At 40.2% G+C, this 25,405-nt stretch carries 21 protein-coding genes; 19 read left to right on the top strand and 2 right to left on the bottom strand.

Annotated elements, in window-relative coordinates; translation table 11 throughout:
• Positions 1 to 284 precede the first annotated feature (284 nt).
• The gene (locus tag MKY65_RS15765; protein WP_339185276.1) at positions 285 to 1,304 is read left to right on the top strand and encodes a SepM family pheromone-processing serine protease; all 1,020 of its coding nucleotides are present in this window, start codon (positions 285 to 287) and stop codon (positions 1,302 to 1,304) included.
• Positions 1,305 to 1,398: 94 nt separating this feature from the next.
• On the opposite strand, the gene MKY65_RS15760 is transcribed toward MKY65_RS15765, so the two are convergent.
• Entirely contained in the window at positions 1,399 to 2,604 is a 1,206-nt protein-coding gene (locus MKY65_RS15760) for a nucleotidyltransferase (protein WP_339178409.1), read from the bottom strand.
• Between the two features lie 291 nt (positions 2,605 to 2,895).
• Between MKY65_RS15760 and MKY65_RS15755 the strand changes: the two genes are divergently transcribed.
• The 3 genes from MKY65_RS15755 to MKY65_RS15745 all read left to right on the top strand — a co-directional run bounded on the left by MKY65_RS15755 (position 2,896) and on the right by MKY65_RS15745 (position 4,269).
• Positions 2,896 to 3,426, top strand: coding sequence for a YceD family protein (locus tag MKY65_RS15755; RefSeq protein WP_339178407.1), 531 nt, complete (start codon positions 2,896 to 2,898; stop codon positions 3,424 to 3,426).
• Between the two features lie 46 nt (positions 3,427 to 3,472).
• The gene (gene rpmF / locus MKY65_RS15750; protein ID WP_042535209.1) at positions 3,473 to 3,646 is read left to right on the top strand and encodes a 50S ribosomal protein L32; all 174 of its coding nucleotides are present in this window, start codon (positions 3,473 to 3,475) and stop codon (positions 3,644 to 3,646) included.
• Between the two features lie 161 nt (positions 3,647 to 3,807).
• The gene (locus tag MKY65_RS15745) at positions 3,808 to 4,269 is read left to right on the top strand and encodes an RsfA family transcriptional regulator (protein ID WP_042535207.1); all 462 of its coding nucleotides are present in this window, start codon (positions 3,808 to 3,810) and stop codon (positions 4,267 to 4,269) included.
• A 60-nt stretch (positions 4,270 to 4,329) separates the two neighbouring features.
• On the opposite strand, the gene MKY65_RS15740 is transcribed toward MKY65_RS15745, so the two are convergent.
• A complete protein-coding gene (locus MKY65_RS15740) occupies positions 4,330 to 4,812 on the bottom strand; it encodes an N-acetyltransferase (protein ID WP_042535205.1) in 483 nt (160 codons plus the stop codon).
• Positions 4,813 to 5,141: 329 nt separating this feature from the next.
• Here MKY65_RS15740 and MKY65_RS15735 point away from each other — a divergent pair, with 329 nt between their 5' ends.
• From MKY65_RS15735 to ftsZ, 15 genes are all read left to right on the top strand, one after another.
• Positions 5,142 to 5,522, top strand: coding sequence for a DUF3397 domain-containing protein (locus MKY65_RS15735; protein WP_339178405.1), 381 nt, complete (start codon positions 5,142 to 5,144; stop codon positions 5,520 to 5,522).
• A gap of 282 nt (positions 5,523 to 5,804) precedes the next feature.
• Positions 5,805 to 7,433: a bacillithiol biosynthesis cysteine-adding enzyme BshC gene (bshC, locus tag MKY65_RS15730; RefSeq protein ID WP_339178403.1), complete on the top strand. Its 1,629-nt coding sequence runs from the start codon at positions 5,805 to 5,807 to the stop codon at positions 7,431 to 7,433.
• 194 nt (positions 7,434 to 7,627) lie between these two features.
• Positions 7,628 to 8,059, top strand: a complete 432-nt coding sequence (gene mraZ / locus MKY65_RS15725; RefSeq protein ID WP_339178401.1) for a division/cell wall cluster transcriptional repressor MraZ — start codon at positions 7,628 to 7,630, stop codon at positions 8,057 to 8,059.
• 41 nt (positions 8,060 to 8,100) lie between these two features.
• A complete protein-coding gene (rsmH, locus tag MKY65_RS15720) occupies positions 8,101 to 9,078 on the top strand; it encodes a 16S rRNA (cytosine(1402)-N(4))-methyltransferase RsmH (RefSeq protein ID WP_339185274.1) in 978 nt (325 codons plus the stop codon).
• A complete protein-coding gene (gene ftsL / locus MKY65_RS15715) occupies positions 9,078 to 9,452 on the top strand; it encodes a cell division protein FtsL (protein ID WP_339178400.1) in 375 nt (124 codons plus the stop codon). The genes rsmH and ftsL overlap by 1 nt, the downstream gene beginning before the upstream one ends.
• 17 nt (positions 9,453 to 9,469) lie before the next feature.
• On the top strand, positions 9,470 to 11,755 hold the full coding sequence (locus MKY65_RS15710) for a penicillin-binding protein (RefSeq protein WP_339178398.1): 2,286 nt from the start codon (positions 9,470 to 9,472) through the stop codon (positions 11,753 to 11,755).
• Positions 11,756 to 12,515: 760 nt separating this feature from the next.
• Positions 12,516 to 14,450 carry a stage V sporulation protein D gene (locus MKY65_RS15705; protein WP_339178395.1) on the top strand — a complete coding sequence of 645 codons (1,935 nt, stop codon included), beginning with the start codon at positions 12,516 to 12,518 and terminating at the stop codon, positions 14,448 to 14,450.
• 152 nt (positions 14,451 to 14,602) lie between these two features.
• The gene (locus MKY65_RS15700; protein WP_339178394.1) at positions 14,603 to 16,084 is read left to right on the top strand and encodes a UDP-N-acetylmuramoyl-L-alanyl-D-glutamate--2,6-diaminopimelate ligase; all 1,482 of its coding nucleotides are present in this window, start codon (positions 14,603 to 14,605) and stop codon (positions 16,082 to 16,084) included.
• A gap of 3 nt (positions 16,085 to 16,087) precedes the next feature.
• Positions 16,088 to 17,443, top strand: coding sequence for a UDP-N-acetylmuramoyl-tripeptide--D-alanyl-D-alanine ligase (gene murF / locus MKY65_RS15695; protein ID WP_339178392.1), 1,356 nt, complete (start codon positions 16,088 to 16,090; stop codon positions 17,441 to 17,443).
• A 157-nt stretch (positions 17,444 to 17,600) separates the two neighbouring features.
• Positions 17,601 to 18,584, top strand: coding sequence for a phospho-N-acetylmuramoyl-pentapeptide-transferase (gene mraY / locus MKY65_RS15690; protein ID WP_042535188.1), 984 nt, complete (start codon positions 17,601 to 17,603; stop codon positions 18,582 to 18,584).
• Positions 18,584 to 19,933, top strand: coding sequence for a UDP-N-acetylmuramoyl-L-alanine--D-glutamate ligase (gene murD / locus MKY65_RS15685; protein ID WP_339178391.1), 1,350 nt, complete (start codon positions 18,584 to 18,586; stop codon positions 19,931 to 19,933). The genes mraY and murD overlap by 1 nt, the downstream gene beginning before the upstream one ends.
• Before the next feature lie 132 nt (positions 19,934 to 20,065).
• On the top strand, positions 20,066 to 21,190 hold the full coding sequence (spoVE, locus tag MKY65_RS15680) for a stage V sporulation protein E (protein WP_339185272.1): 1,125 nt from the start codon (positions 20,066 to 20,068) through the stop codon (positions 21,188 to 21,190).
• 223 nt (positions 21,191 to 21,413) lie between these two features.
• The gene (locus MKY65_RS15675) at positions 21,414 to 22,250 is read left to right on the top strand and encodes an FtsQ-type POTRA domain-containing protein (RefSeq protein WP_339178389.1); all 837 of its coding nucleotides are present in this window, start codon (positions 21,414 to 21,416) and stop codon (positions 22,248 to 22,250) included.
• A gap of 198 nt (positions 22,251 to 22,448) precedes the next feature.
• Complete coding sequence (gene ftsA, locus MKY65_RS15670) at positions 22,449 to 23,732, top strand: cell division protein FtsA (protein WP_042535180.1); 1,284 nt, start codon at positions 22,449 to 22,451, stop codon at positions 23,730 to 23,732.
• Positions 23,733 to 23,797: 65 nt separating this feature from the next.
• On the top strand, positions 23,798 to 24,952 hold the full coding sequence (ftsZ, locus tag MKY65_RS15665) for a cell division protein FtsZ (RefSeq protein ID WP_339178386.1): 1,155 nt from the start codon (positions 23,798 to 23,800) through the stop codon (positions 24,950 to 24,952).
• Positions 24,953 to 25,405: the final 453 nt, after the last annotated feature.

Below are 25,405 nucleotides of genomic sequence, written 5' to 3'. Positions count from 1 at the left end.
GTCCCCCTATTAGTGCGTGTTTAAAAAATGGATGTATTATTTTGATTCGTTTTTTTTGAACATCCTTTATTCGTTAGAAGAAAGTATCCTTATGCTGTTTTTATCTTCCTGTTATGAAGTCTCATTCTGTACAATTATGGCAGGAAGTAGTAGAATAATGCTAGCTTGTCCGATGTATCGTTTCAATAAAAAAGTTGATATATATGATATATACGCGAATACCATCTAAAAATATGCCATAGATATATTTTTAGTAAGAGTGTCAGGAAGGGGAATAAGCAGTGTTGCGATTATCAAAACGGAGGATTATAGGATTATTAGCGGTTGTACTGATTGTTTATTTTTTGGGAGTGTATCAATTGCCGTATTATATACAAAAACCAGGCGGAGCCGATGCATTAGATCCCATTGTCGAAGTGGACGACGGCTATCCAAGTGAAGGGGATATGCATTTAGTGACCGTCAGCGGTATGCAGGCAACCCCTATTTTATATGCTGCAGCCTTCGTTCTTCCTCATCAGGATATTCTTCCTTTAGATCAGGTTTTCCCGGAAGGAATGTCGCAGGAAGATTATATGGCAGCACAGCTTCAGGTAATGGAAAGCTCTCAGGAAGCTGCAACTGTGGTAGCCTATGAAACAGCAGAAAAAGATATAGATATCCATTTTAATGGCGTCTATGTGGTTGCTGCGGTGGATGGCTTGCCTGCAGATGGTAAATTAGAGAGTGGAGATCGTATCATTGGAATTGATGATGCGGAAGTGCATGAATCTCAGGATTTGATTGATTATATTGATGGAAAAGAAGCCGGAGATACAGTGACAGTTTTGTTTGAAAGAGATGATGAAGAACACACTGCCGAGATGGAATTAGAACCGTTGGATGATGAAGGAACTCGTGTGGGTGTTGGAATAAATCTTGTCACAGATCGTGAAGTAACTGTAAATCCAGAAGTTCATTTTTCCAGCGGTAATATTGGCGGCCCGAGTGCAGGGCTCATGTTTTCATTGGAAATCTATGATCAGTTAACAGAGGGGGATTTAACCGGCGGCAAGCAAATCGGCGGAACTGGTGAAATTGACTATGAAGGAAATGTCCATCGAATTGGCGGGATAGATAAAAAAGTTGTCGCTTCCGATAGAGAAGACGTTGATATTTTCTTCGCTCCAAATGAAGGCGGCCGGGAAGGCTCCAATTACCAAGTGGCAGCAGAAACAGCAGAAAGTATCGGGACAGATATGGAGGTTGTTCCGGTGGATACGTTTGAAGATGCTGTAGAATATTTAGAAAGTGTTAATGAATAAACGAATTAAATAAAAGAGGATTTCCGTATCATAATGAAGACGGAAATCCTCTTTTTTGTAACGTCAGAAAGAATTGCTTCAACAAAATGAAGTTTCACTTTATAATAATCGGCGGTTTAATCTCCTGTAAAAAGAAGTCTCTTTGTTTCTTACCGGGTAAAATACTGTAATACGCTTTCGCAGCCCGTTCCTCGATTTCCAGGAAGGGGTGTTTGATTTGATTTATTTTTGTAATAAACGGAAGCTCCGCTTTCTTTTTCTGCTGATTAAGATAAGCCTGGCCGGTTTTATTCATGGCCAGTACCTTTATATAACCTGCCTGGGCACCAAGTATATTATCTTCTTTTCTTGTATTGGTTAAAATATGGACAAAAATACGTTGAAGCCTTGTCCATGTGTAACGTTTTGTTTTTAAAGCAGTCATCCATCCTTGAAAAGAGGAAGCTTCCATAGCTGTGCGTGCAATGCGATGCTCCAGCCCCTCAACAACCCCTTCTATCTGCTGCAATTCTGCTAAGGTCATTGTTTGTACTCGATATTTCAAAAAAGAGAAATATAACTCCCAATCATGCCAGTAGCCTGAGGCGCTTTTATAGCTCTGTAAAATATCTGATGTGGTCTCCGGCATGGCTTCAGCAGCTGCTTTGCTGGCAGATGGGTTATTCAGCACTTCTTTTCGGATACTTGTTGCGCTGGCTATATTTCCAGTAATAGCAGTATCGTGATAATTATTCTCGATTCGTTTTATAGTGATTGGTTTTATTGGATAATGGGCGTCTTTAATTGCCCGGACATAACTTAGTCCTAAAATATTATTTGGTCTGGACACATCCAATATATCAGATATACCAAAAATATGCTGATATGCTTTTGTTGCTGCATCTGGATAGGCATGTCCCTTATTTAAATATTCTTTTACAAAGGCTTCGTATTGATGCTGATGTACTTTCTGTAGCTGATAAGCATCGGAAAAAGCATCGATTTTGCCTGCTTCACTTCCGAAGCATACAGCACTGACGCCGGAATGATAAAGCATATCGATTGCTCCTTTGGCGAAATAATCGCTGTGTTGTACAGCATAGACATACGGCAGCTCAACAACTAAATCAACGCCTCCAAGGATGGCCGCTTTGGCCCGGTTGTATTTATCCACAATAGCCGGCTCGCCGCGTTGCAAAAAATTCCCGCTCATAACCGCAACAATACAGTCGGCATCGGTTTCTTTCCTGGCTTTTTTTAAATGATATTGATGTCCGAAATGGAAAGGATTGTATTCAACTATTAAACCGCAAGCTTCCATACACTCACCTCTATTTTTTCAAGTAGCTTTATTTTAACATATTCCGGAATTTGTAGGACGAAAAGAGAAATAGAATGACAAAAAGAAAAACTGCGGTTAGAATGGTTTTAACTGTTGTTTTTTATACACTGTATCAGGGAATACTACGTATGTATGGAAGATTTAGCAATTGGCAAGCCGGCAAGGGCTGTCAGAGCTATAGTCGAACTTATACCTGTGGTGTAAAGAAAATATATTGACAAACGAAGCATTTTCTTTTATCATTTATCTTGTTGCCTAGAGGTGATTTTAATGAAATTAACTGTTAATCAGATTAGAAAAGGTTCCGTAAATGAGCCATATTTCTTTGATAATCAAACCGATGTGTCAGAACTGGAAACGATGAATAATGATATACGAAAAATCGCTCCAGTACATGTGACCGGACAAGTGGTTGTGCATGGGGAAGAGTTCTATGTGAATTTTCATATAACAGGAGAAATGACACTCCCGTGCGCACGTACATTGGTGGATGTTCCTTATCCATTTGAAATAGATGCAAATGAGGTTTTCTCAGCATCTCCTTATTATGGAAGTGAGGAAGAAGAACAAGAAATTCATCCTATTCGGGGAGAAGTTCTTGACTTAACACCATATATCAAGGAAAATATATTATTGGAAATTCCATTCCGCGTTTTTGCAGAAAACGCCGATTCGGATGAGGCAGCTCCTTCCAGCGGGAAGGACTGGGAATTTGTATCTGAGACAAAGGAAGAGAAGCCCATCGATCCAAGATTGAAAAAATTGGAGTCTCTCCTTAATAATAACCAGAAAGAAAAATAAGAATCTGATTCAAGTTTTACTTTCATTTTTGAAGGAGGTGTAAGTCATGGCAGTACCTAAAAGAAGAACTTCCAAAAAAGTAAAGAACCAACGTCGTACGCATAAAAAACTACATGTACCTGGTATGGTAGAATGCTCCAACTGTGGCGAATTAACGAAACCTCACCATGTTTGCAAAGCATGTGGAAATTATGATGGAAAAGAAGTTATCAGCAACTAACTTTAATTAACGAAAACAGATCACATTGCGTGGTCTGTTTTTTTCGTTTTCCTCCACGTATATATTTTTTTAAGAGCTTTCTGGATATTTTTAATATAAAACGATTCTAGCATACCTATTTTTTGCATACATTGATAGCAAACCCTAATAGGAGGTATGTTATGAACGATACAAGACAGGACGCTTGGACAGAAGAAGAGGACAGATTGTTAGCAGATACCGTACTTCAATGTATTCAGGAAGGGAGAACCCAATTAGAAGCTTTTAAGGAAGTTGCTGAAAAATTATCCAGAACATCTGCAGCATGCGGGTTCCGCTGGAATGCGAAAATAAGAAAGCAATGCCAGGACCAGGTGCAGGCTGCGAAGGACAAAAGAAAAGCAGGGTTAAAGCAGCGAATTGCCTACCCAGCTATCGAAACCTCATCGATTCAATCTATTGATGCAGCTATTCAGCTGCTAGAAAAAATGCGGACAGATATTCCGCAGCAGGATGATTTTGTGAAGCGGGAAGAAGTAGATAAAATCTTAAAGGAAAACAAAGAGTTAAAAAAGCAGATGGAGAAATATGAAATGGTGTGGGGAAAAATAAATCAACTTATTCATACAGTCTCCAATCCATAAGTGCCCCAGATAAAGGGGATGCCTTCATTTAATCTTATATGATGCAAAAAAGCACGAAGCTTATTGCTTCGTGTCTTTTTCTTCAACGCCCTCAGGCAGCCAGAGCAGTGGATTTTCTCCTAAATCGCGTTCCATTTCATAATGTGGTTTGATGAAATCCATCTTTTCCCAAAATCCATGCGAATTAATACGTGGACTTGTTTTAATAGGAAGGTTAAAGCTTTTTGCAAAATCTACAAGCGCTTTTCCATAGCCTTTTCCTTGATAATCGGGAAGCACTTCTAATTTCCAAAGTGTCAAATAATCCTGAGAAGGCTTAAAGTAAAAATCATACTTCCTGCTCACTTCATAAAGACTCATTCTGGCTACTAAATTATCCCCGATATAAATTCCATAAAAAGGAGACTTACTATTATTCTCGATAATCTTATTCTCTAAATCTTCCATCATGGTCAATTCCTGGTTTCCATATTCACGAAAACGCTTAAATTTTTCTAGTGTTTTAAAATTAATCAGTAAATTTTCTATCTTTATATTTCCCATGTTAAACCCTCCTGAATAATTATCCTGTTATCAAAGATGAATGTAGATTTCCTTCTCTGTCTAAATTATAATACATAGGAGACAAATTTAAAATTATTTCTGTTATATTTATATTAGAAAACTTTTGCATTCATTAAAAGGAAGACTTGAAAGCGGGCTTAGTTTTCTAAAAATCGCTTCTGTTCAGAAGTGCATTTATAGGCGGACAGACGCCGGGGTTATGCAGTGGATACCGATACTGGTGCATTATGTCAAAATAAACTTGCATACATCAAAGCGGTCATCTTAACTTGATAGAAATAAATTGTTTATAGGCAGGGAGGAAAAGGATGAGAGATTATATTTATTATACAATAGCTCTTTTTATTGCATTCCCATTTATCATTACTTTTTTAGCATATGGGATAACGAAGCTCCGGAAACAACATACATGGAAAGCTGTACATAATGCTGTCCAGTGGTCAGCAATCTTTTTTATTTTAGGTGTAGGCGTCTTACTGCAGCTTTTGTTTGATCGAAGCTTTTTTGGCTGGATAATCCTGCTGTTTCTGATAAGTTTGACGGGGATATTGATTCATCAATATCAGAAACAAAGTGATGTAGAGATTTCAAAAGCAATTAAAATTGTTTGGAGAAGTGCATTTTTATTATTCTCTTCTGCTTATCTTGTTTTAAGTCTTGTTTATATTATCAAAGAAGTATTATCTTAATATGTGCAGTCAGAATATAGGTAACCAGTTAAGGGCGCCGGGGCTGGAAGGAAAGCTGTCTCTGCAAGCTTTTTTTGCTTTCGAAAAAATGCTCTGCCAGCCCGGCCACGATGCGGAGAATGAAAAGCTCCCCTTGAATAGAGATTCTTTTTCTCATTTGAGATAAAATAAACTTCTTCTGAAAAATGTTTATTCGTTTCCCCGGAAGCAGATTAGTTTGATTCTTGCTGTTTTTTCTGTACAATACGGAATGTATTCAAATCGATATAAGGGGAAAATGATATGCAGATAAATTCGTTAACTTTGCCTGCTGCCAACAGGTTAGTAGCTGATTATAAAAAAGAAGCAGAAAATATAACACAGTTGTTTGATTACCATCCATATAAGGATTTTCATAAACGATTACAAGATGTAGCTGAAAAAGATTTTGACCGGCATGGGCTGACGAATGTATTACATACATTAAACAAAGAATGGGGAGCGCCGGAAGAAACACTCAAACAAATTGAACGTTTAAACGATCAACAGAGTACGGTTGTTATCGGCGGACAGCAAGCTGGCCTTTTGACAGGACCTATTTATACAATCAATAAAATTATTTCTATTCTTGAACTGGCAAAACAGCAGGAAAAACTATTGGAAGCACCAGTTGTCCCGGTTTTTTGGATTGCTGGTGAAGATCATGATTTTGAGGAAATCAATCATATTTACTGTCCGAAAGACGATGGAGATTTTCACAAGCTAAAACTGCGGACTAAAAATATAGACGCGGGGAAAAAGGCTGTTTCGGAATTAGAAATGGATAAGAAAGAACTCTCAAAATGGGTGGAAGCTGTATTTGAAGCTTTGCCTGAGACAGCACATACAAGAGACATTTACACAGTGATTCAGGAAATACAACAAAAAGCTTCTAATTACATTGATTTTTTTGCACGTCTTATTTTTGCACTATTTCCAAATCAAGGGATTGTATTGGTAGATTCTGGCAACCCAGCATTTCGTAAACTGGAATCAAAGTGTTTTGTGGAATTAATTCAGAATCAATCTCAAATCAGCGGTTCCGTAGTCAAAACGCTGGAAACGTTAGAAAAGCATCAATATCCGCTTGCTATTGAAGCAGATACATCAGATGGGAATATATTTTACCATGATGATATACAAGGAAGAATTTTGTTGAACGTAGACGAGAGCGGAAACTGGGTCGGGAAGCAGCAGGAGGTTTCCTTCACGGTGGAGGAGCTTAAGGATATTGCCAGAAATACACCGTGGAAACTAAGCAATAATGTGGTAACAAGACCAATTATGCAAGAGTATATGTTTCCTACGCTGGCTTTTATAGCCGGTCCCGGGGAGATAGCTTATTGGGCTGGATTAAAGGCGGGTTTTCATGTAATGAACCTGCAAATGCCGCCAGTTGTGCCAAGACTTTCCCTGACTTTTTTAGACGCAGCTACGAAAAAATTAGTCACAAAATATCAGCTGACGGTGAAAGATGTTATCTTAAATGGCGTTCAAGCGACGGTAAAAGATTACATGGAAAGAAATGGTCAACAGGAAATTGATCAAATAACAGAAGACGTGGCGGAGAAGATTAAAGAAGCGCATCAGCCAATCCGGGAGATGGCTTCTGAAATGGGCGATGATATTCAGGCGCTGAGCAAAAAGAATTTAGCTTATTTATTAGAGGATATTCAATTTATGAACAAGCGGTTCCATAAGGAATTTGAAAAGAAGCATTCTAAAGTTTTACGTGAATTTAATCAGCTGGAGCAAGTGCTTCATCCGCATGGAGGCTTGCAGGAGCGTGTTTGGAATCCATTATTCTTATGGAACCACTATGGTACAGAATTTATTTCACAGCTGACTGCCTTTTCATTTGATATGGAACAAGGGCATTGGGTGGTTGAATAAAATCCCCCACAACTCACCACCACAACTATATAGTTGGAAGAAAAACTGTCTATCTATTGATATGGCAGTTTTTTTCATGTCTAAAAAAAGATATAAAACACAATGGAAAAGAGAAATAAAATATTTTTGAAGAAATAGTGGAGCATAGTGGGGGGATGTGGTATTATGAATTTACGAAAGTAGGGGGCGTCTATATGTTCATGGGAGAATTCCTGCATAGCATTGATACAAAAGGACGAATCATTGTCCCTTCCAAGTTCAGAGAAGAATTAGGGACAAGTTTTGTATTAACGCGTGGACTCGATAAATGTTTATTCGCATACCCTAAGCAAGAATGGGAAATTTTAGAAGGAAAGTTAAAGAAACTCCCACTGACTAAAAAGGATGCCCGGGCTTTTACACGTTTCTTTTTCTCTGGTGCTGTGGAATGCGAAGTGGATAAACAGGGAAGAATAAATATTCCTGCGAATCTTCGGACCTACGCTAATTTGGAGAAGGATTGCAATGTGATTGGTGTTTCCAATCGTGTGGAGCTTTGGGCGAGCGATCATTGGAATACGTATGTGGAAGAATCTGAAGAATCGTTTGCCGAGATTGCGGAGAACCTAATGGATTTTGATATTTAATTTGAACACGCATTATAAGGATAAAAAAGTTGGTGGCTAAGATGTTTGAGCATTACAGTGTTTTAAAAGAAGAAACAATAAAAGGATTAAAAATAAAGCCGGATGGTACTTATGTAGACTGTACGGTTGGAGGCGGCGGTCATTCCTTAGAAATTGCCTCAAGATTGAATGAAAACGGCAGGCTTTTTGCTTTTGATCAAGATATTCAGGCATTAGAAGCTGCTCAGGAACGCTTACGTATACATCAAGAAAAAATTACATTTATACACTCTAATTTTCAAGGACTGGAAAAAAGTCTGTCAGAGCTTGGGGTGGTACAAGCTGATGGAATTCTTTTTGATTTAGGGGTTTCTTCCCCGCAATTAGATCAGGCAGACAGAGGTTTCAGCTATCACCAGGATGCGAAATTAGATATGCGTATGAACCAATCTCAGGTTCTCACTGCATATAAAGTGGTGAATGAATGGACCTATGAACAATTGGTATCTATCTTTTTTCGATACGGTGAGGAGAAATTTTCCAAAGGGATTGCCCGGAAAATTGAAAAAGCAAGAGAGGAAAAACCGATTGAAACGACCGGAGAGCTGGTAGACATTATTAAAGACGCGATACCTGCACCCGCCAGAAGAAAAGGCGGCCATCCGGCAAAACGTATTTTCCAGGCGATACGAATCGCTGTAAATGATGAGCTGGAAGTGTTTAACCAGGCACTTCATCAGGCTGCGGAATTGACAGGCGTAAATGGAAGAATTGCAGTCATCACATTCCATTCATTAGAGGATCGTCTTTGTAAGCAGGCTTTTAAAACATGGAGTACAGATAAACCTGTACCCAGGAACCTTCCTATTGTCCCGGAAACACACCAGGCTCCATTTAAATTAATAACCAGAAAACCAATAATAGCTCATACGGATGAGCTGGATGAAAATAGACGATCGCGTTCGGCCAAGCTGCGGATTGTCGAAAAAATAAATGAATGGAATAATGATTTCCGTTATGAAGAAGGGTGGAAAAAGTAATGAGTGAAAATCAGGCTAGAAAGTGGCAAGTAAATCCCCAATATAATCCCCAAGAAGAATCTAAAACGATAGTCAAAAAGGTAAAGAAAACACCTTGGATCAGTAAAGGCGAAAAAGTGATTTATTCGGTTACCAGTGCTGCGATTTTAGTATTTGGGATCGGAATGGTTTCCTACGCTTCTGGGACAGACAGCTTAAATCGGGAAGTGCAGCAATTAGAAAACTCCATAAACCAGCAAAAAATCGTAAATGAAAACTTAAATTTTGAGAGAGAGGAACTGTCGCGTCCAGAGAGAATCACAGAGATTGCAGAGAAAAATGGTTTAAAAATCCAAAATTCGGAAGTGAAACAAGCAGAAACAGTTAACAACTAGCAAGGGGTTTCTTGAACATGAAAAAAAATAAGACGGCAAATGTCATGGCTAGCATTTATATGCTAGTTTTCGTTGCTTTATTCCTTGTGCTTGCAGGCAGGTTTATGTATATACAGGCAACGGGCGAAGTTAGCGGCGTTGCATTGGATGAATGGGCAGAAAACCAGCGGACAACCTCCTATAAGATGAATGCAGAGCGTGGACAAATCATGGATAAGAATGGCATGGTATTAGCTTATGACCGTCCGGCGTATCGGATGTATGCCATCTTAGATGAAGGATACTCAGAAAATTCACCGGAAGCCCTGCACGTTTCAGACACGGAGGAAACAGCGGAAGAATTGGCATCTATTTTAGATGAGGAAGAAAGTGAAATAAAAGGGATACTGGATGAAGCGGTAGAAGCGGAGAGATTTCAGGTTGAATTTGGTCAGCTGGGACGTCAGCTGTCTCAACAAGAAAAAGAAGCCATTGAAGAAGCAGAAATTCCAGGTATCTACTTTGACGAAGAGCCGATGCGGTATTATCCAAATGGTATGTTTGCTTCACATATTATTGGTTTTGCCCGCGAAGTGGAAGAAGAAACCGAAGATGGCATTGAACATAGCATCACCGGTGTAACTGGAATGGAAAATGTCATGAATGAGGTCCTTGGAGGGAAGGATGGATTTATTTCCTATCAGCGTGACCGTTTTAACAGCAAACTATTGGATCCTGATGAAATTATTCAAGAGCCGGAGGACGGGGATCAGGTTTATTTAACCATTGATCAAAAAATCCAAACCTTGCTGGAGGATTTAATGACGCAGGTAGATGAACAATATAATCCTGTAAAAATGAATGCAATTATTATGGATCCGAAAACGGGTGAGATTATGGCGATGAGTACACGGCCAAGTTTTAACCCGAATAGCCCTGAAAATGTAGAGAATTGGTATAATGATCCGATTTCTTCTCCATTTGAGCCTGGATCAACATTTAAAATATTTACTTGGGCAGCAGCGATTGAAGAAGGTGTCTATAATGGAGAAGAGACATTTGAATCGGGAACGTATCAGCCTAACGAAAGAATTGAGGAAATCAGAGACCACAACCAAGGGGAAGGCTGGGGAGATATTTCCTATGATGAAGGATTTATGCGTTCTTCCAACGTAGCTGCTTCTAAATTGCTTTGGGAAGATATTGGCGCAGATGAATTCTATGAATATATTCAGGCATTTGGTTTTGAAGAACCTACCGGGATCGATCTTCCAGATGAATCTGTCGGCCGGATACAATACAATTGGCCATCCGAAAAATTAAGAACGGCTTTTGGTCAAGGGACAACCGTTACCCCAATACAGCAGATGAGAGCTGCTTCAGCTATCGCAAATGACGGACAAATGGTAAAGCCGTATGTAGTGGATAAAATTGTTGATTCCACGACAAACAATGTACTGGAAGAAACTGAATCGGAATACACCGGCCAGCCAATTTCACCGGAAACTGCAGAAGAAATGAAAGAATTGCTTGCTTCTGTAGTGAATGATGAGGATGGAACCGGCGCCCCATATAAATTAGATGATTATGTGGTCGGAGGCAAAACTGGAACCGCACAAATGCCGGACCCTGAAGGCGGCGGCTATTTAACTGGAAAAGAAAATCATGTATTTTCCTTTTTAGGGATGGCTCCAATGGATGATCCCCAGTTAATGGTTTATGTATCTATCCAGCAGCCGGAATTGGAGGATACAGAATCAGGTTCTGCCCCGCTTGCATTTATCTTTAATAATGTGGTAGAAAATAGCCTTCATTATTTAGATGTAGAGCCGGAAGAAGATGAATCTAACAAGATTCAAGAGGTGGAATTTCCTGAAGTAGCAGAGCAATCTGCGGAAAGTGTTCAGTCTGAATTAGAGGAGCAAGGAATCCAGCCAATTCTTATTGGCGAGGGAGAAACCATTGTTGCCAGTAATGTGGAAGCAGGAGAGAGAATACTGCCAAATGAAAAAGTTCTATTGCTTACAGATGAACCAACGATGCCTGATATAACAGGCTGGTCGTTAAGAGAAGTGATGAGCTTTGCTGATCTGCTGAACCTGCAGACAGAAAGATTCGGTAATGGTTATGTCACCTCACAGGGTATTGAAGTTGGAAAACCAATTCAGGAAGGTGACTATTTAGGTTTTGAATTAGAAGTTCCTTCCGGAGAATCATCTGAAACATCATCTGATGAAAACGATGATGATAACGCGGGTGAAGAGGAAGCAGAAGAAGGAAATAACGACGACGAAGCAGAGAACGAAGAAACCGAAGAGGAATAGAGCAAAGGCTTGCTGAAAAAAGATTACTTTTTCAGCAAGCCTTTTTTTATAAAATAAGAATTTTTATAAAAAATAGCTGGGGATACCCGATCCAACGGGTTTCATGGGGTGAGCAATCTCAGGACCCGGAAATACACTCCGCTTTCCGGAGGCCCCGAGCTCAGCCCCCTTTAAAGAAGACTTGCTGATTGGCAAGCCGTCAGGCGCAGACAGAAGCTAAAGTTAGGACTGCGATTGCTCGTCCCACCGAAGACCATTGTGCATTCCCACGACGAATAGGACGTCCTATTCGTCGGTCGTTGGTTACAGGACGTGATTGTTCTTAGCCAACCAGGGTCTCCGTGTATTTCTTCTAGGACTGGGATTGCAATTACCCATGTTGTCAGGTTAATGGATTTTATTAATTTTGATACAGATAGTACTAAAACCTATCTAGCGTAGTGTTTTTCCGCAGCGGCCACATTAACCTGACAACATTGCTGTGATTACTCGCCCTATCCAAAAGCGTCGTAGTGGACATCTCCTTGGCAAGAACACCGATGTTTTAAAGAACAAGCGGTGTTCTTGGTTTTTCTTAGTGAAATTTATAGTCCTGTGACTTTCTTGGTATTTCTTATAAGCAGTTTTATATATGAAGTGAATTTTAGAAAAATCTATTCGCGACAGAAATACATGAGGGACAAGTAGAAAAGATAGCTTGTTCTATTCCATTTTTTACATTCATATAGTGGATACAAAGCAGGTTGAAAGGAGTTCTTTCATGAAACGCGCATCCACCATTATCATAAAAAAACGAATGATTACTGTTTTTTTATTTGCGATTCTAATTTTTCTGGTTATTATTGCAAGATTAGCCTATGTTCAACTGGTATTAAGCGATGATTTATCTGACAGTGCCAATGATTTATGGACAAGAGATATCACTTTTGCTGCAGAAAGAGGCTATATCCTTGATTCGGAGGGGGAAATCCTTGCAGAGAATGTAACTGCTCCTACGGTATTATTGATGCCGCGGCAAATTAAAGAACCGGAAAATACAGCGAAGCTTCTGGGGGAGGTCCTTGGCGTTCCAGAGGAGAGAATGCTGGAATTAGTTACACAGAATTCATCCAGTGTGATGGTGCGTCCTGAAGGTATTAAAATAAATAATGAGCAGGAGCAGGCCGTTCGAGAACTGGATTTGGACGGTGTTTATTTAGCGAAGGATTCCAAGCGTCACTATCCAAATAACAGTGCTTTATCACATGTGCTCGGATTTACAGGAATTGATAATCAAGGGTTAATGGGACTTGAATTATACTATGATGATAAATTAAAAGGAGAAAATGGGAGGCTCTCATTTTATTCCGATGCCAAAGGTGGAAGATTAGAGCAGCTGGCAGACGAATATACATCTCCAAAAGATGGTTTGAATTTAAAAACAACGATTAATAACAAAGTAACTACCATTATGGAAAGAGAGTTAGACCAGATTGTAGCGGAATATAATCCGGATGGGGCGATGGCCATTGCGGTTGACCCTAAAACAGGCGGTGTGCTGGGGATGTCCAGCCGTCCAAATTTTGATCCGGAAAATTATCAGGACGTGGATGCATCTATATTTGGCAGGAATTTGCCTATTTGGAGCACCTATGAGCCAGGGTCAACCTTTAAAATAATTACGTTAGCTGCTGCTTTAGAAGAGGGAGTCGTTGATTTAGAGAAAGATCGTTTTTACGATGACGGCGATATTAAAGTCGGCGGAGCAACGATTCATTGCTGGAAACGCGGCGGGCATGGAGACCAGTCGTATCTTGAGGTTGTTCAGAATTCCTGTAACCCGGGATTTGTTAATTTAGGACAAATGCTTGGTACAGAAAAGCTTTTTTCTTATATCGATGCCTTTGGTTTTGGGAGGAAGACAGGGATTGATTTGCAGGGAGAAGGAAACGGAATCCTATTTAAGCCAGAAAATGTCGGTCCTGTAGAGCTGGCAACCACATCCTTTGGACAGGGTGTTTCGGTAACGCCGATTCAGCAGGTGATGGCTGTTGCAGCAACGGTAAACGGCGGTTATTTATACGAACCGATGATTGCGAAAGAATGGGTTGACCCTGTAACGGGAGAAGCAGTTGAAACCTATGAGCCGCAATTAAAGGAACAAGTTATTTCCCAGGAGACATCCGAAACCATTCGGGAAACCTTAGAGACGGTAGTTGCCCAGGGAACAGGCAGACCTGCTTATGTCGATGGATATCGTGTCGGCGGGAAAACGGGGACCGCTCAAAAGGTAGGACCGAACGGCGGATATTTAGAAAATAACTATATTGTATCCTTTATTGGCTTTGCACCGGCGGACGATCCGGAAATTGTTGTTTATCTCGCTGTCGATAATCCAAAGGATACGATTCAATTTGGCGGTGTTGTTGCTGCGCCAGTTGTCGGAACGATTATTGGTGACAGCCTCCGGGCGATGAATGTAGAACCGCGGACAGATGGATTAGAAAAAGAATATGCCTGGCCGGATCAGCCTAAAATTGAAGTGCCGGATTTTATAGGTGAAAGTACAGATAAACTGGCGGAATATCCGTTAGATCTTTCCATTGAAGTAAACGGTGAAGGGGATGAAATCATTGACCAATCCCCAAGTGCGGGAACAATGCTGGAATCTGGAAGTACGATTCGATTAATATTAGGTCATAAAAATAATCGTTAAATCGTTAAAAATTTGCTATAATAGATTCTGTTGTAAGAGGATGTTTAACAAGTCCAGCAAAAATGTGAACAGAACATTCATGACAACCCTCTTAAACGATAGTTTTTTCGAGAATACATTAAAAGGAAAAGAACAGAAATAGGGTGTAAAAAATGAGACTAAAAGAATTATTGGATGGAATCGAATTCTATCAAACATCAGAATCTATTAAAGATATAAATATTGTCAATGTAGAAATGGACTCCAGAAAAGTAGAGCCGGGGAGCTTATTTGTCTGTATTGAAGGCTATACCGTGGACGGCCATAATTTTCTGCAGCAAGCGATAGACAAAGGTGCTGCGGCTGCAGTTATTTCCAGGGACGTAAACGTCAGCGGTGATATTCCGCTTATCCGGGTCAGAGACACGGGACGCGCCTTGGCGATGCTGTCAGCCGCATACTATGATTATCCAACAACGAAATTTCCGCTGATTGGGGTCACCGGTACAAATGGTAAAACAACCACGACTTATTTATTAGATACTATTTTTGAAAAACAGGGTAAAAAATCGGGTGTCATTGGCAGCATCCAAGTAAAAATTGGCGATGAAACATTTCCAGTAAATAATACGACACCTGATGCATTAGAGCTAAATCGCATCTTTCATCAAATGCAAAAAAAAGAAACAGACCAGGTTATCATGGAGGTTTCTTCGCATGCTTTAGACATGGGAAGAGTTTTTGGCTGTGATTATGACATTGGTATTTTTACAAATCTGTCGCAGGATCATCTCGATTATCATAAAGATATGGATGATTATTTGCGGGCAAAGAGTCTTCTCTTTGCCGGTTTAGGGAATGACTATCATCAAGGGAAGAAAAAATATGCAATTATCAATGAGGATGATGCTTCAAGCGACTTATTAAAACGAAGCACAGCGCAGCAGGTATTAACATACAGCTGCAAGCAGGATGCGGATATAATGGCAAAAAATATTATGCTTTCCCCTGCCGGTGTGGCATTTAACCTTGTGACTCCAGTGGGCACAGTTCATATTAAAACTGGTTTAATCGGTATGTTCAATGTGTATAATATGCTTGCGGCAAGCGGCGCTGCTATCGCATCGAAGGTGGATTTAGATGTGATTAAAGAAGCCCTGGAGGATACAAAAGGGGTAGATGGCCGGTTTGAACCGATTAATGAGGGTCAGGATTTTTCTGTCATTGTTGATTTTGCGCATACACCGGATTCATTAGAGAATGTGCTTCAAACGAGCCGGGAATTTGCAGAGCGTAAAGTATATGTAGTTGTGGGCTGCGGTGGGGACCGCGACCGTACTAAACGGCCGTTAATGGCTGATGTTGCTGTTAAGTATGCGGACCATGCGCTGTTCACATCTGATAATCCGCGTACAGAAGACCCGGTACAAATCCTGGATGATATGACAAGTCATTTAACGGAAGAGGTAGCGACCTTTGAAGTGATTGTAGACCGGACAGAAGCTATTAAGCATGCAGTGAAGCTTGCTCAAAAGGATGATATTATTTTGATTGCGGGCAAGGGACATGAAACCTATCAAATCATCGGCAAGAAAAAATTCGATTTCGACGATCGCCAAATTGCCCGGGAAGCAATTAAAGAGAAAGGGGAGTAAGAGATGTTATTTACTGCATCACAATTAATGAAATTATTCCCCCGGCATCAAGGGAACGTTTCCGCTGATTTAGAAATTCATGAAGTAGTCCATGATAGCCGGGTGAATACAAACCACGGGCTCTATGTACCAATTGCCGGCGAACGGTTTGATGGCCATCAATTTATTGGCGGAGCAGTGGAGAACGGGGCGGAAGCGGCCTTTTGGCAGAAAGAAAAGCCGCTTCCGTCAAATCTCCCTGACTCTTTGCTGATATTATTTGTAGATGATACTGTAAAAGCATTACAGGAGCTGGCTGCTGCGTATCGGAAGGACGTCAATCCGACTGTTATTGGGATTACCGGATCAAATGGGAAAACAACGACGAAGGATCTGACTAATGCTGTCATGCAGACAACATTTAAAACCCATGCTACAAAGGGGAATTTCAATAATCATATCGGGCTCCCATTGACGATTTTATCGATGGACCGGAAAACAGAAGTGCTGATTCTTGAAATGGGGATGAACCATTTTGGAGAAATCGAGCTGTTGAGTAAGATCGGGGAGCCGAATCAGGCGATTATTACCAATATTGATGGGCAGCATATTGAAAATTTGGGCTCTAAAGAAGGAATAGCCAAAGCCAAATTAGAAATTGTGTCGGGAATCAAGCCAGAGGGTACGTTAATCATTGATGGGGATGAACCGCTGTTAACAGATGCAGCTGTGCCTGTAGCTAAAACACGGGTCGGCTTCAGCGAAGACAATGATGTTGTGGTTCGCAATATCACCGTAGAGGAAGAAACGACAACCTTTGAGGCAGGAGAGAAAACTTACCAGATTCCGCTCTTAGGAAAGCATCACGCAAAAAATGCCGCTTATGTTATTCAACTGGCATACGGGATGGGGGTAGCTCCTGAAACCATCCAGCAAGCATTCGGACAATTAGAAATGACGAAAATGCGCTTTGAAAAGCATGCAGGCAAAAACGGTATTACGATTATTAATGATGCTTATAATGCTTCTCCTGCATCTATGAAAGCATCGATTCAAGTAGTCGAAGAAATGAAAGGCTATCAGCATAAAATACTTGTATTAGGCGATATTTTAGAGCTTGGTGATTATGCAGAGGAATTTCATCGCGGAATTGCAGATGTTATTCATTCTGAGATTACAGCAGTGTATACGTATGGTAATCATTCGCATTACATACATGACGAATTAAAAAAGAAAGGTACGGAGCTGATTGCTGTCCACTTGCAGGATAAGCAGGAGCTGATGGATCAGATTGAACAATATCTGGAACCGGAAAACCTTATCTTGCTGAAAGCATCAAGAGGAATGAAATTTGAAACATTTTTAGAACAATTACGTTAAGGCATCTTATAGGTATTGTTTACATCATCAGGAAACAGAATCAGTGCGGTGGATTTGAGGGTTAGAGGCGTTTCAGCAAATGCTCATAAGAATTGCACTGATTCTGGCATGCTTTGTTAACAATCCTATAAATGGTTACAAATGAGGTGGAGAGAAAATGAATATTACAGGTTTATTAATTACAATCGCAGTAGCGTTTCTTATAACAGTTCTTCTATCTCCAATTTTTATCCCTTTTTTAAGACGATTAAAGTTTGGACAGAGTATTAGAGAAGAAGGCCCTGAGTCTCATCAGAAGAAATCAGGAACACCGACAATGGGTGGAGTTATGATTGTATTCAGTATTGTGATTACATCCCTGATTATGGGAATGAGAATGGATACAGGGATTGGCTATGAGCTGTGGCTGTTACTTTTTGTGTTATTTGGCTATGGCTTACTAGGATTTTTGGATGATTATATTAAAGTAGTAATGAAACGAAATCTAGGCTTAACTTCAAAGCAGAAGCTATTTGGACAAATTATTATTGCACTTGTATTTTATTTTGTTTTACGCGGGCAGGAAGACTTCTCGTCAGCAATTGCCATTCCCGGAACAACGGTTGAATTTGATATTGGCTGGTTCTATGCAATTCTTATTATTGTAATGCTTGTAGGAGCCTCCAATGCTGTTAACTTAACGGATGGGTTAGATGGTTTATTAGCTGGTACTGCAGCGATTGCTTTCGGTGCTTTTGCCATTATTGCCTGGTATGGTGTGCCAAATGATATGGTAACCGTCTTCGCTTTAGCAGTCGTCGGCGCTCTGTTAGGATTTTTAGTGTTTAACGCGCACCCTGCCAAGGTGTTCATGGGCGATACAGGATCATTGGCATTAGGAGGAGCAATTGCTGCTATTGCGATACTTCTGAAGCTGGAGATTTTATTAGTAATTATCGGTGGTGTGTTTGTTATTGAAACCTTATCTGTTATTATTCAGGTAATTTCCTTTAAAACGACAGGAAAACGTATTTTCAAAATGAGCCCGCTGCATCACCACTATGAGCTGGTTGGATGGTCAGAATGGAGAGTCGTTACCACTTTCTGGTCTGTCGGCCTGCTATTTGCGATTCTTGCTATTTATATTGAGGTGGGTATCTAATGAACACATGGAAACAATTTCCCAAAAAAGTGCTTGTCTTAGGATTGGCCCGGAGCGGTACAGCTGCTGCGAATGTTTTGTTGGAGAGCGGCAAGGATGTAACGGTGAATGATGCGGCAGCATCCTATGAAGATGCGCCTGTTTTGGCACTTCAGGAAAAAGGAGCCCATCTTGTGCTCGGTTCTCATCCGCTAAGTGTTTTAGAGGGGATAGAGATGGTTGTTAAAAACCCGGGTATCCGTTATGATCACCCTATTGTTGCAGAAGCGCAGAAACGCAGTATTCCGGTAATTACAGAGGTGGAATTGGTATCTTATATAACCGAACAGCCAATCATCGGAATTACTGGTTCCAATGGAAAAACAACCACAACAACCTTAGTTACGGAAATGCTGGAAAAGAGTAATTGTAAGGTAAAGCTCGCTGGGAACATTGGAATTGCTGCAACGGAAGTGGCCCAAACGATGCAAGCAGATGAAAAGATGGTAATGGAGCTATCCTCCTTTCAGTTGCAGGGAATAAATACATTTCGCCCATCGACAGCAGTCCTTTTAAACATTTATGAAGCGCATTTGGATTATCACGGCGATTTAGAAAGCTATGTCAGAGCTAAATGTAATATATTTAAAAACCAGCATGCCGATGATTATCTGGTATATAATGCCGATGATTCGACGCTTGAAGAAAAAGTGAAGGATACAAAAACAAAAAATATAGCCTTTTCGGCAACAAAAAACCTGCATCAAACAGGCGCTTGGGCAGATGATACGCATGTATACTTTTTCGATGAAGCAATTATTCCTTTAGAGGATATTGTCTTGGTCGGGAAGCATAACTTAGAGAATATCCTGGCAGCTGTTGCAGCAGCAAAATTAAATGGAGCAACCAATGAGGGCATACAGCATGTCTTAAAAACTTTTTCCGGTGTCAAGCATCGTTTAGAGTTTGTAGGGCTGCTACATGACCGCTATGTTTACAATGATTCGAAAGCAACCAATATCCTAGCTACGCAAAAAGCATTAGATTCCTTTAAAAAGGATATTGTCCTTCTTGCAGGCGGTTTAGATCGCGGGAATGAATTTGATGAGCTGATTCCGCATTTGCATCATGTTAAAGCAATGGTTGTATTTGGAGAGACGGCACCGAAATTAGAGCGAGTTGGAAAAGAAGCCGGCATCCAGGTGATTGAGCACGCAGCCGGCGTGGATGATGCAGCTGAAATCGGTTTTTCATTAGCAGATGCAGGTGATATCCTATTGCTTTCTCCCGCATGTGCGAGCTGGGATCAGTACAAAACATTTGAAGAAAGAGGAGACATATTTGTTCAAGCAGTTCATACAATGAAGTAAGGGGCTTGAATAAATACTAAACCTAAAACAGCAAACCATATTCGGACAAGCCGAGAATAATACAGCATATTTAAAATGCCCCTATTTCCAAAGTTTATGTCATGGAAAGAAGGGGTATTTTTGTCTAAGTTCATTCAAAATCAAAATAAAGTAGACAGAGTATTATTTGGAATAATCATTCTCCTTTTATGTATCGGTATGCTGATGGTTTACAGCTCATCCTATATTTGGTCGGAGTATAAGTTCAATGATTCATTTTATTACTTAAAAAGACAGCTTTTATTTGCCGGCATCGGCTTTATTGGAATGGTTGTTATCTCTTACTTTCCTTATTATATATGGAAAAAGTATGCAAAGATTTTATTATTTTCTTGCTTTGTTCTGCTTCTTCTTGTGCTTATTCCGGGAATCGGCATGGTGCGCGGAGGGGCACAGAGCTGGATTGGCATCGGTGCATTCAGTATTCAGCCGTCTGAATTTATGAAGCTGGGTTTAATTATTTTTCTGGCATCTATATTATCTGACCATCAAAAATATATTACCTCGTTTAAAAAAGGGTTCTTCCCATGCCTTCTATTGATTTTTACTGCATTTGGTCTGATTATGCTTCAGCCAGATTTAGGAACTGGAATGGTGCTGGTCTTAACATGCATGATTCTGCTTTTTGTGGCAGGTGCAAAGCTCTCTCATTTTTTTGGACTGGCTGGCATTGGCATTATTGGGTTTATCGGATTGATTGCTTCTGCTCCTTACCGGATTAATCGGATTCTGGCTTTCTTAAACCCATGGGAGGACCCGTTAGGACATGGGTTTCAAATTATTCAATCTCTTTATGCTATTGGACCCGGGGGACTGATGGGACTGGGGCTGGGAAACAGCCTGCAAAAATATTTTTATCTGCCGGAGCCGCAGACAGATTTTATTTTTTCAATCATTGGTGAGGAATTAGGTTTAATTGGAGGTTGTACAACTATTTTATTGTTTTTTCTGCTATTATGGAGAGGGATAAAAATTGCTATTGAAGCTCCGGATTTATTTAGCAGACTGTTAGCGCTGGGAATTGCAAGTATGTTAGCATTACAGGCGATGATTAATATTAGTGTAGTCATCGGATTGATTCCGGTAACGGGGATTACCCTGCCTTTTCTCAGCTACGGCGGTTCATCACTGACGTTAACACTCTGTGCGGCCGGGATTCTTCTAAGTATTAGCAGGCACGCCAAAAGTATGGAAAAAAGTACGAAGCCGATTATTTAATATAGCAGCGAAGAACATTTATATAAAACGTAAATCCCGTCCGTGGAAGAAGTAAGAAAACTTCTGCGGACGGGTTATCCGTGATAAAAAAGAAAAAACTTCAGAAACAATAGAAGTCAATGACGTGTATCACCATAATTTATGATATAATTTTTGTAAATACAAGGGAGTAAACTGATACAGTTATATTCCTTGAAAATAATGGATAAAGGAAGAAATGGAGATGAGTGATAAAAATATCGTTTCGATTGAGGATCGAATTCCAAAATTGAAGCAAGCTAGGAAGAAAAAAGCAAACAGACGATTAATATTTTATCTATCTATATTTTTCTTTCTCATTGCTATCATTGTTTACTTGCAATCTCCATGGAGTGAAATACGGTCGATTGAAGTAAACGGCAATGTGTTCTTAACGGATGAGTACATAATAGATGAGTCAGGTGTAACAGAAGGAACAAATATCTGGTCTATGAACGGATCCTCTGTTGCAGCCGGGATGGAAGAAAATCCTGTCATTGAACATGCATCTATTAATCGGAGTTTTCCCAGCACCGTTGTGATTGAGGTAGAAGAACAGTCTGTCCTTGGCTATGTTCAGGACGAAAGGGAATTTTACCCGGTTCTTGCAGACGGTCAAGTCATCCAGCAAAATGCACAAAACTCTATCAGCAATGCTCCATTAATAACAGGCTTTAATGAAGCGCAATTAACAGAATTGGCAACAGCCATGGATAATGTTCGCCCGAGTATTTTTAATATGATTTCTGAGATTGAACGAAAAGATTCAGATGAAGAAGAGGATACGCTGCAGGTTAGATTGTATATGAGTGATGGGTTTCTGGTAGAAGGCAATGCAGATCAAATGTTAGACAGATTGGATTACTATCCTTCTATTGTGTCACAGCTTGACGAAGAGGATAGTGGTATCATTCATATAGGTGTCGGCATCTATTTCGAATCTTTTCAAAAAGATGAAATGGAAGAAGTAGATATCGAAGACGAAATTGAAGAACTCAATGAGGAAATTAATGAAGAAAATGAAGAAACAGGAAATGAATAATTTGCAGAATGAAGTCATATATCATCCTTTTTTAACGAATGGTATAATGTCGATTTTTATAGAAATAGATTACTTGAAAAAAATAAGCATAAAATATGTTTATTTTTTATTCATTTTCTTTTAGAATTAAAGACTATACAAAGGATAACGTGGCAGTAAAAATATCGTCAGCATATTTTTACGGGGAGGTGCTCTTTTTTGAACAACAGTGAGATATTAGTTAGTCTTGATATTGGGACAAACACGATAAAAGTAATTATTGGAGAAGTACAACAAGACTCTTTAAATATTATTGGAGTAGGTACTGCAGCGTCAAACGGAATGAAGAAGGGTGCTATAATTGATATTGATCAGACTGTTCATTCTATCAGGAATGCAGTAGAACAAGCAGAACGAATGGTAGGGATGGAAATCCACCGCGTAGTAGTGGGGATAAACGGATCCCATATCCAGCTTCAGCCTTGTCATGGCGTTGTAGCTGTACAAAGTGAGAACCGGGAAATAAATGATGAAGATGTAACGAGAGTAATTGACGGAGCTCAAGTGATTTCTATTCCTCCGGAACGGGAAATCATCGATGTGATTCCGAAGCAGTTTATTGTGGATGGATTAGATGAAATTACTGATCCGAGAGGGATGATCGGTGTCCGTCTGGAGATGGAAGGAACGATTATCACCTGCTCAAAAACGATTTTGCATAATATCTTAAAATGTGTAGAACGGGCTAATTTGGAAGTATCTGATATTTGTCTTCAGCCGCTTGCTGCCGGAACAGTCGCTTTATCAAAGGATGAGATGAATATGGGCTCTGCCCTGATTGATATCGGAGGAGGCTGTACAACGGTATCTGTATTTGAAAATGATCATCTGGCTGCGACAAGTGTCATTAATTTAGGCGGAGACAATATAACGAAAGATTTATCCGTCGGCCTGCGTATTTCTACAGAAGAAGCAGAGCAGATTAAACTAAATTATGGCTATGCATTTTACAATGATGCTTCTGAAGATGAGACATTTGAAGTCACAACAATCGGAAGCAATCAAAAACAGGTATTTAATCAACTTCAATTAGCTGATATGATAGAAGCTAGATTAGAAGAAATATACACTTATATTGATAGAGAAATTCGGAAAATGGGCTTTCAGGAGCTGCCTGGCGGTTTCGTATTGACAGGAGGCACCACGGCTATGCCGGGGAGCCTGGAATTAGCGCAAGACTTGTTCTATTCTCATGTACGTGTAGCTGTCCCGGATTATATTGGTGTCAGGGAAGCACAATTTACTTCAGGTGTTGGTATTTTACAATTTGCTTATCGCAATGCGAAAATACAAGGGAAAGAATTGTATCCTGCTGTAGCAATAGATGGGGAAGCGGAGCAGCAGCCAGTGAAGCAATCCAGACCTGCAGGCGAGAAGAAAAAGAAACAAGGCAAGAAAAAAGAATCAGGATTTGCTAACCTATTCAAATATTTCTTTGATTAATTTCTTTTAACAGAAGTTGAAATGAGGAATTGTTCGTAATTAGTAGACTAGGAGGAAACCATAATATGTTAGATTTTGATACAAACATGGAAGAATTAGCAACGATAAAAGTTATTGGAGTTGGCGGCGGCGGTAACAATGCTGTTAACCGTATGATTGAGCATGGCGTAGAAGGTGTCGAATTTATCGCAGTAAACACAGATTCTCAAGCTTTAAATCTTTCGATGGCTGAATCCAAGATACAAATCGGCGGGAAATTAACCCGTGGTCTTGGAGCCGGCGCTAACCCGGAAGTAGGGAAAAAAGCAGCAGAAGAAAGTAAAGAGCAGTTAGAAGAAGTGTTAAAAGGTGCTGATATGGTTTTTGTTACTGCTGGAATGGGCGGCGGTACAGGAACTGGAGCAGCTCCGGTCATTGCACAGGTAGCTAAAGATTTAGGAGCGCTGACAGTTGGTGTCGTTACTCGTCCTTTTTCTTTTGAAGGAAGAAGAAGATCAACACAGGCAATTTCTGGTATCGATACGCTGAAAGGAAGCGTGGATACATTAATCGTTATTCCAAACGATCGGCTGCTTGAAATTGTGGATAAAAATACACCAATGCTTGAAGCATTCCGTGAAGCGGATAATGTGCTTCGTCAAGGTGTACAAGGCATATCCGATTTGATTGCGAAGCCAGGTCTTATTAACGTTGACTTCGCTGACGTGAAAACGATTATGTATGATAAAGGTTCTGCTTTAATGGGTATTGGTATCGCAACTGGCGAAACAAGAGCAACAGAAGCTGCTAAAAAAGCAATTTCTTCCCCGTTGCTGGAGACTTCTATCGATGGAGCGCATGGTATTTTAATGAATATCACAGGCGGTACAAACCTGAGCTTGTATGAAGTGCAGGAAGCAGCTGACTTAGTTACTTCTGCAGCGGACCAAGAAGTAAATGTTATCTTTGGTTCTGTAATTAATGAGAACCTTAATGATGAAATTGTTGTAACTGTCATTGCTACAGGTTTTGATGAAAATGCACAACCAAAAGCAGATACGCGTCAAAAACAACAACGTCCAAATATAGGACAAACACAGCAGGCAGCTACACAGCAAACAAGTGAATCGACTCCTGTCAGGGAAAGAGAATCATCCAATCCATCACCTTCTAAACCTCGTCCCGAGGAAGATGAATTAGATATCCCGACTTTCTTAAGAAATCGTAATCGTAATCGATAAAAAGAAAAAATACTGTGCTAAGAGAACTCTTTTAGCACAGTATTTTTTTGTTTAAAGAGTAAGAAAATATATAAAAAATGCTGAATATAGCCGCTCTAACGGGTTTCATGGGGCGAGTAATCTTAGGCCACAGAAATACACTCCGCTTTCCGCGGGCCCCGACCCGAGCTCATCTCCTTTAAAGAAGACTTAGCGATTGGCAAGCCGACAGGCGTAGACAGAGCTAAAGTTGCACTTATGCCCCGCAGAAAAAAAGAAGTTCGCTTTTTTTCTACCCGCGGGGTCTTCCCACTGGGACTGGGACTGCGGTTACTCGCCCCACCGAAAACCATTGCGATTACTCGTCCCATCAAAACCGTCGCTAGAATTTGCGTTATTTCCTTGTAAAAAAGCAATTAAAACATAATTCCACTTAGATGGGAGCGGAGGGAAGTCGACTCCTGCGGGAAAAGC

Source organism: Oceanobacillus sp. FSL W7-1293 (assembly GCF_037969815.1).
GTDB lineage: Bacteria > Bacillota > Bacilli > Bacillales > Amphibacillaceae > Oceanobacillus > Oceanobacillus oncorhynchi.
The sequence above is the reverse complement of the archived record's forward strand: the minus strand, read 5'-3'. Positions and strand labels throughout refer to the sequence as shown.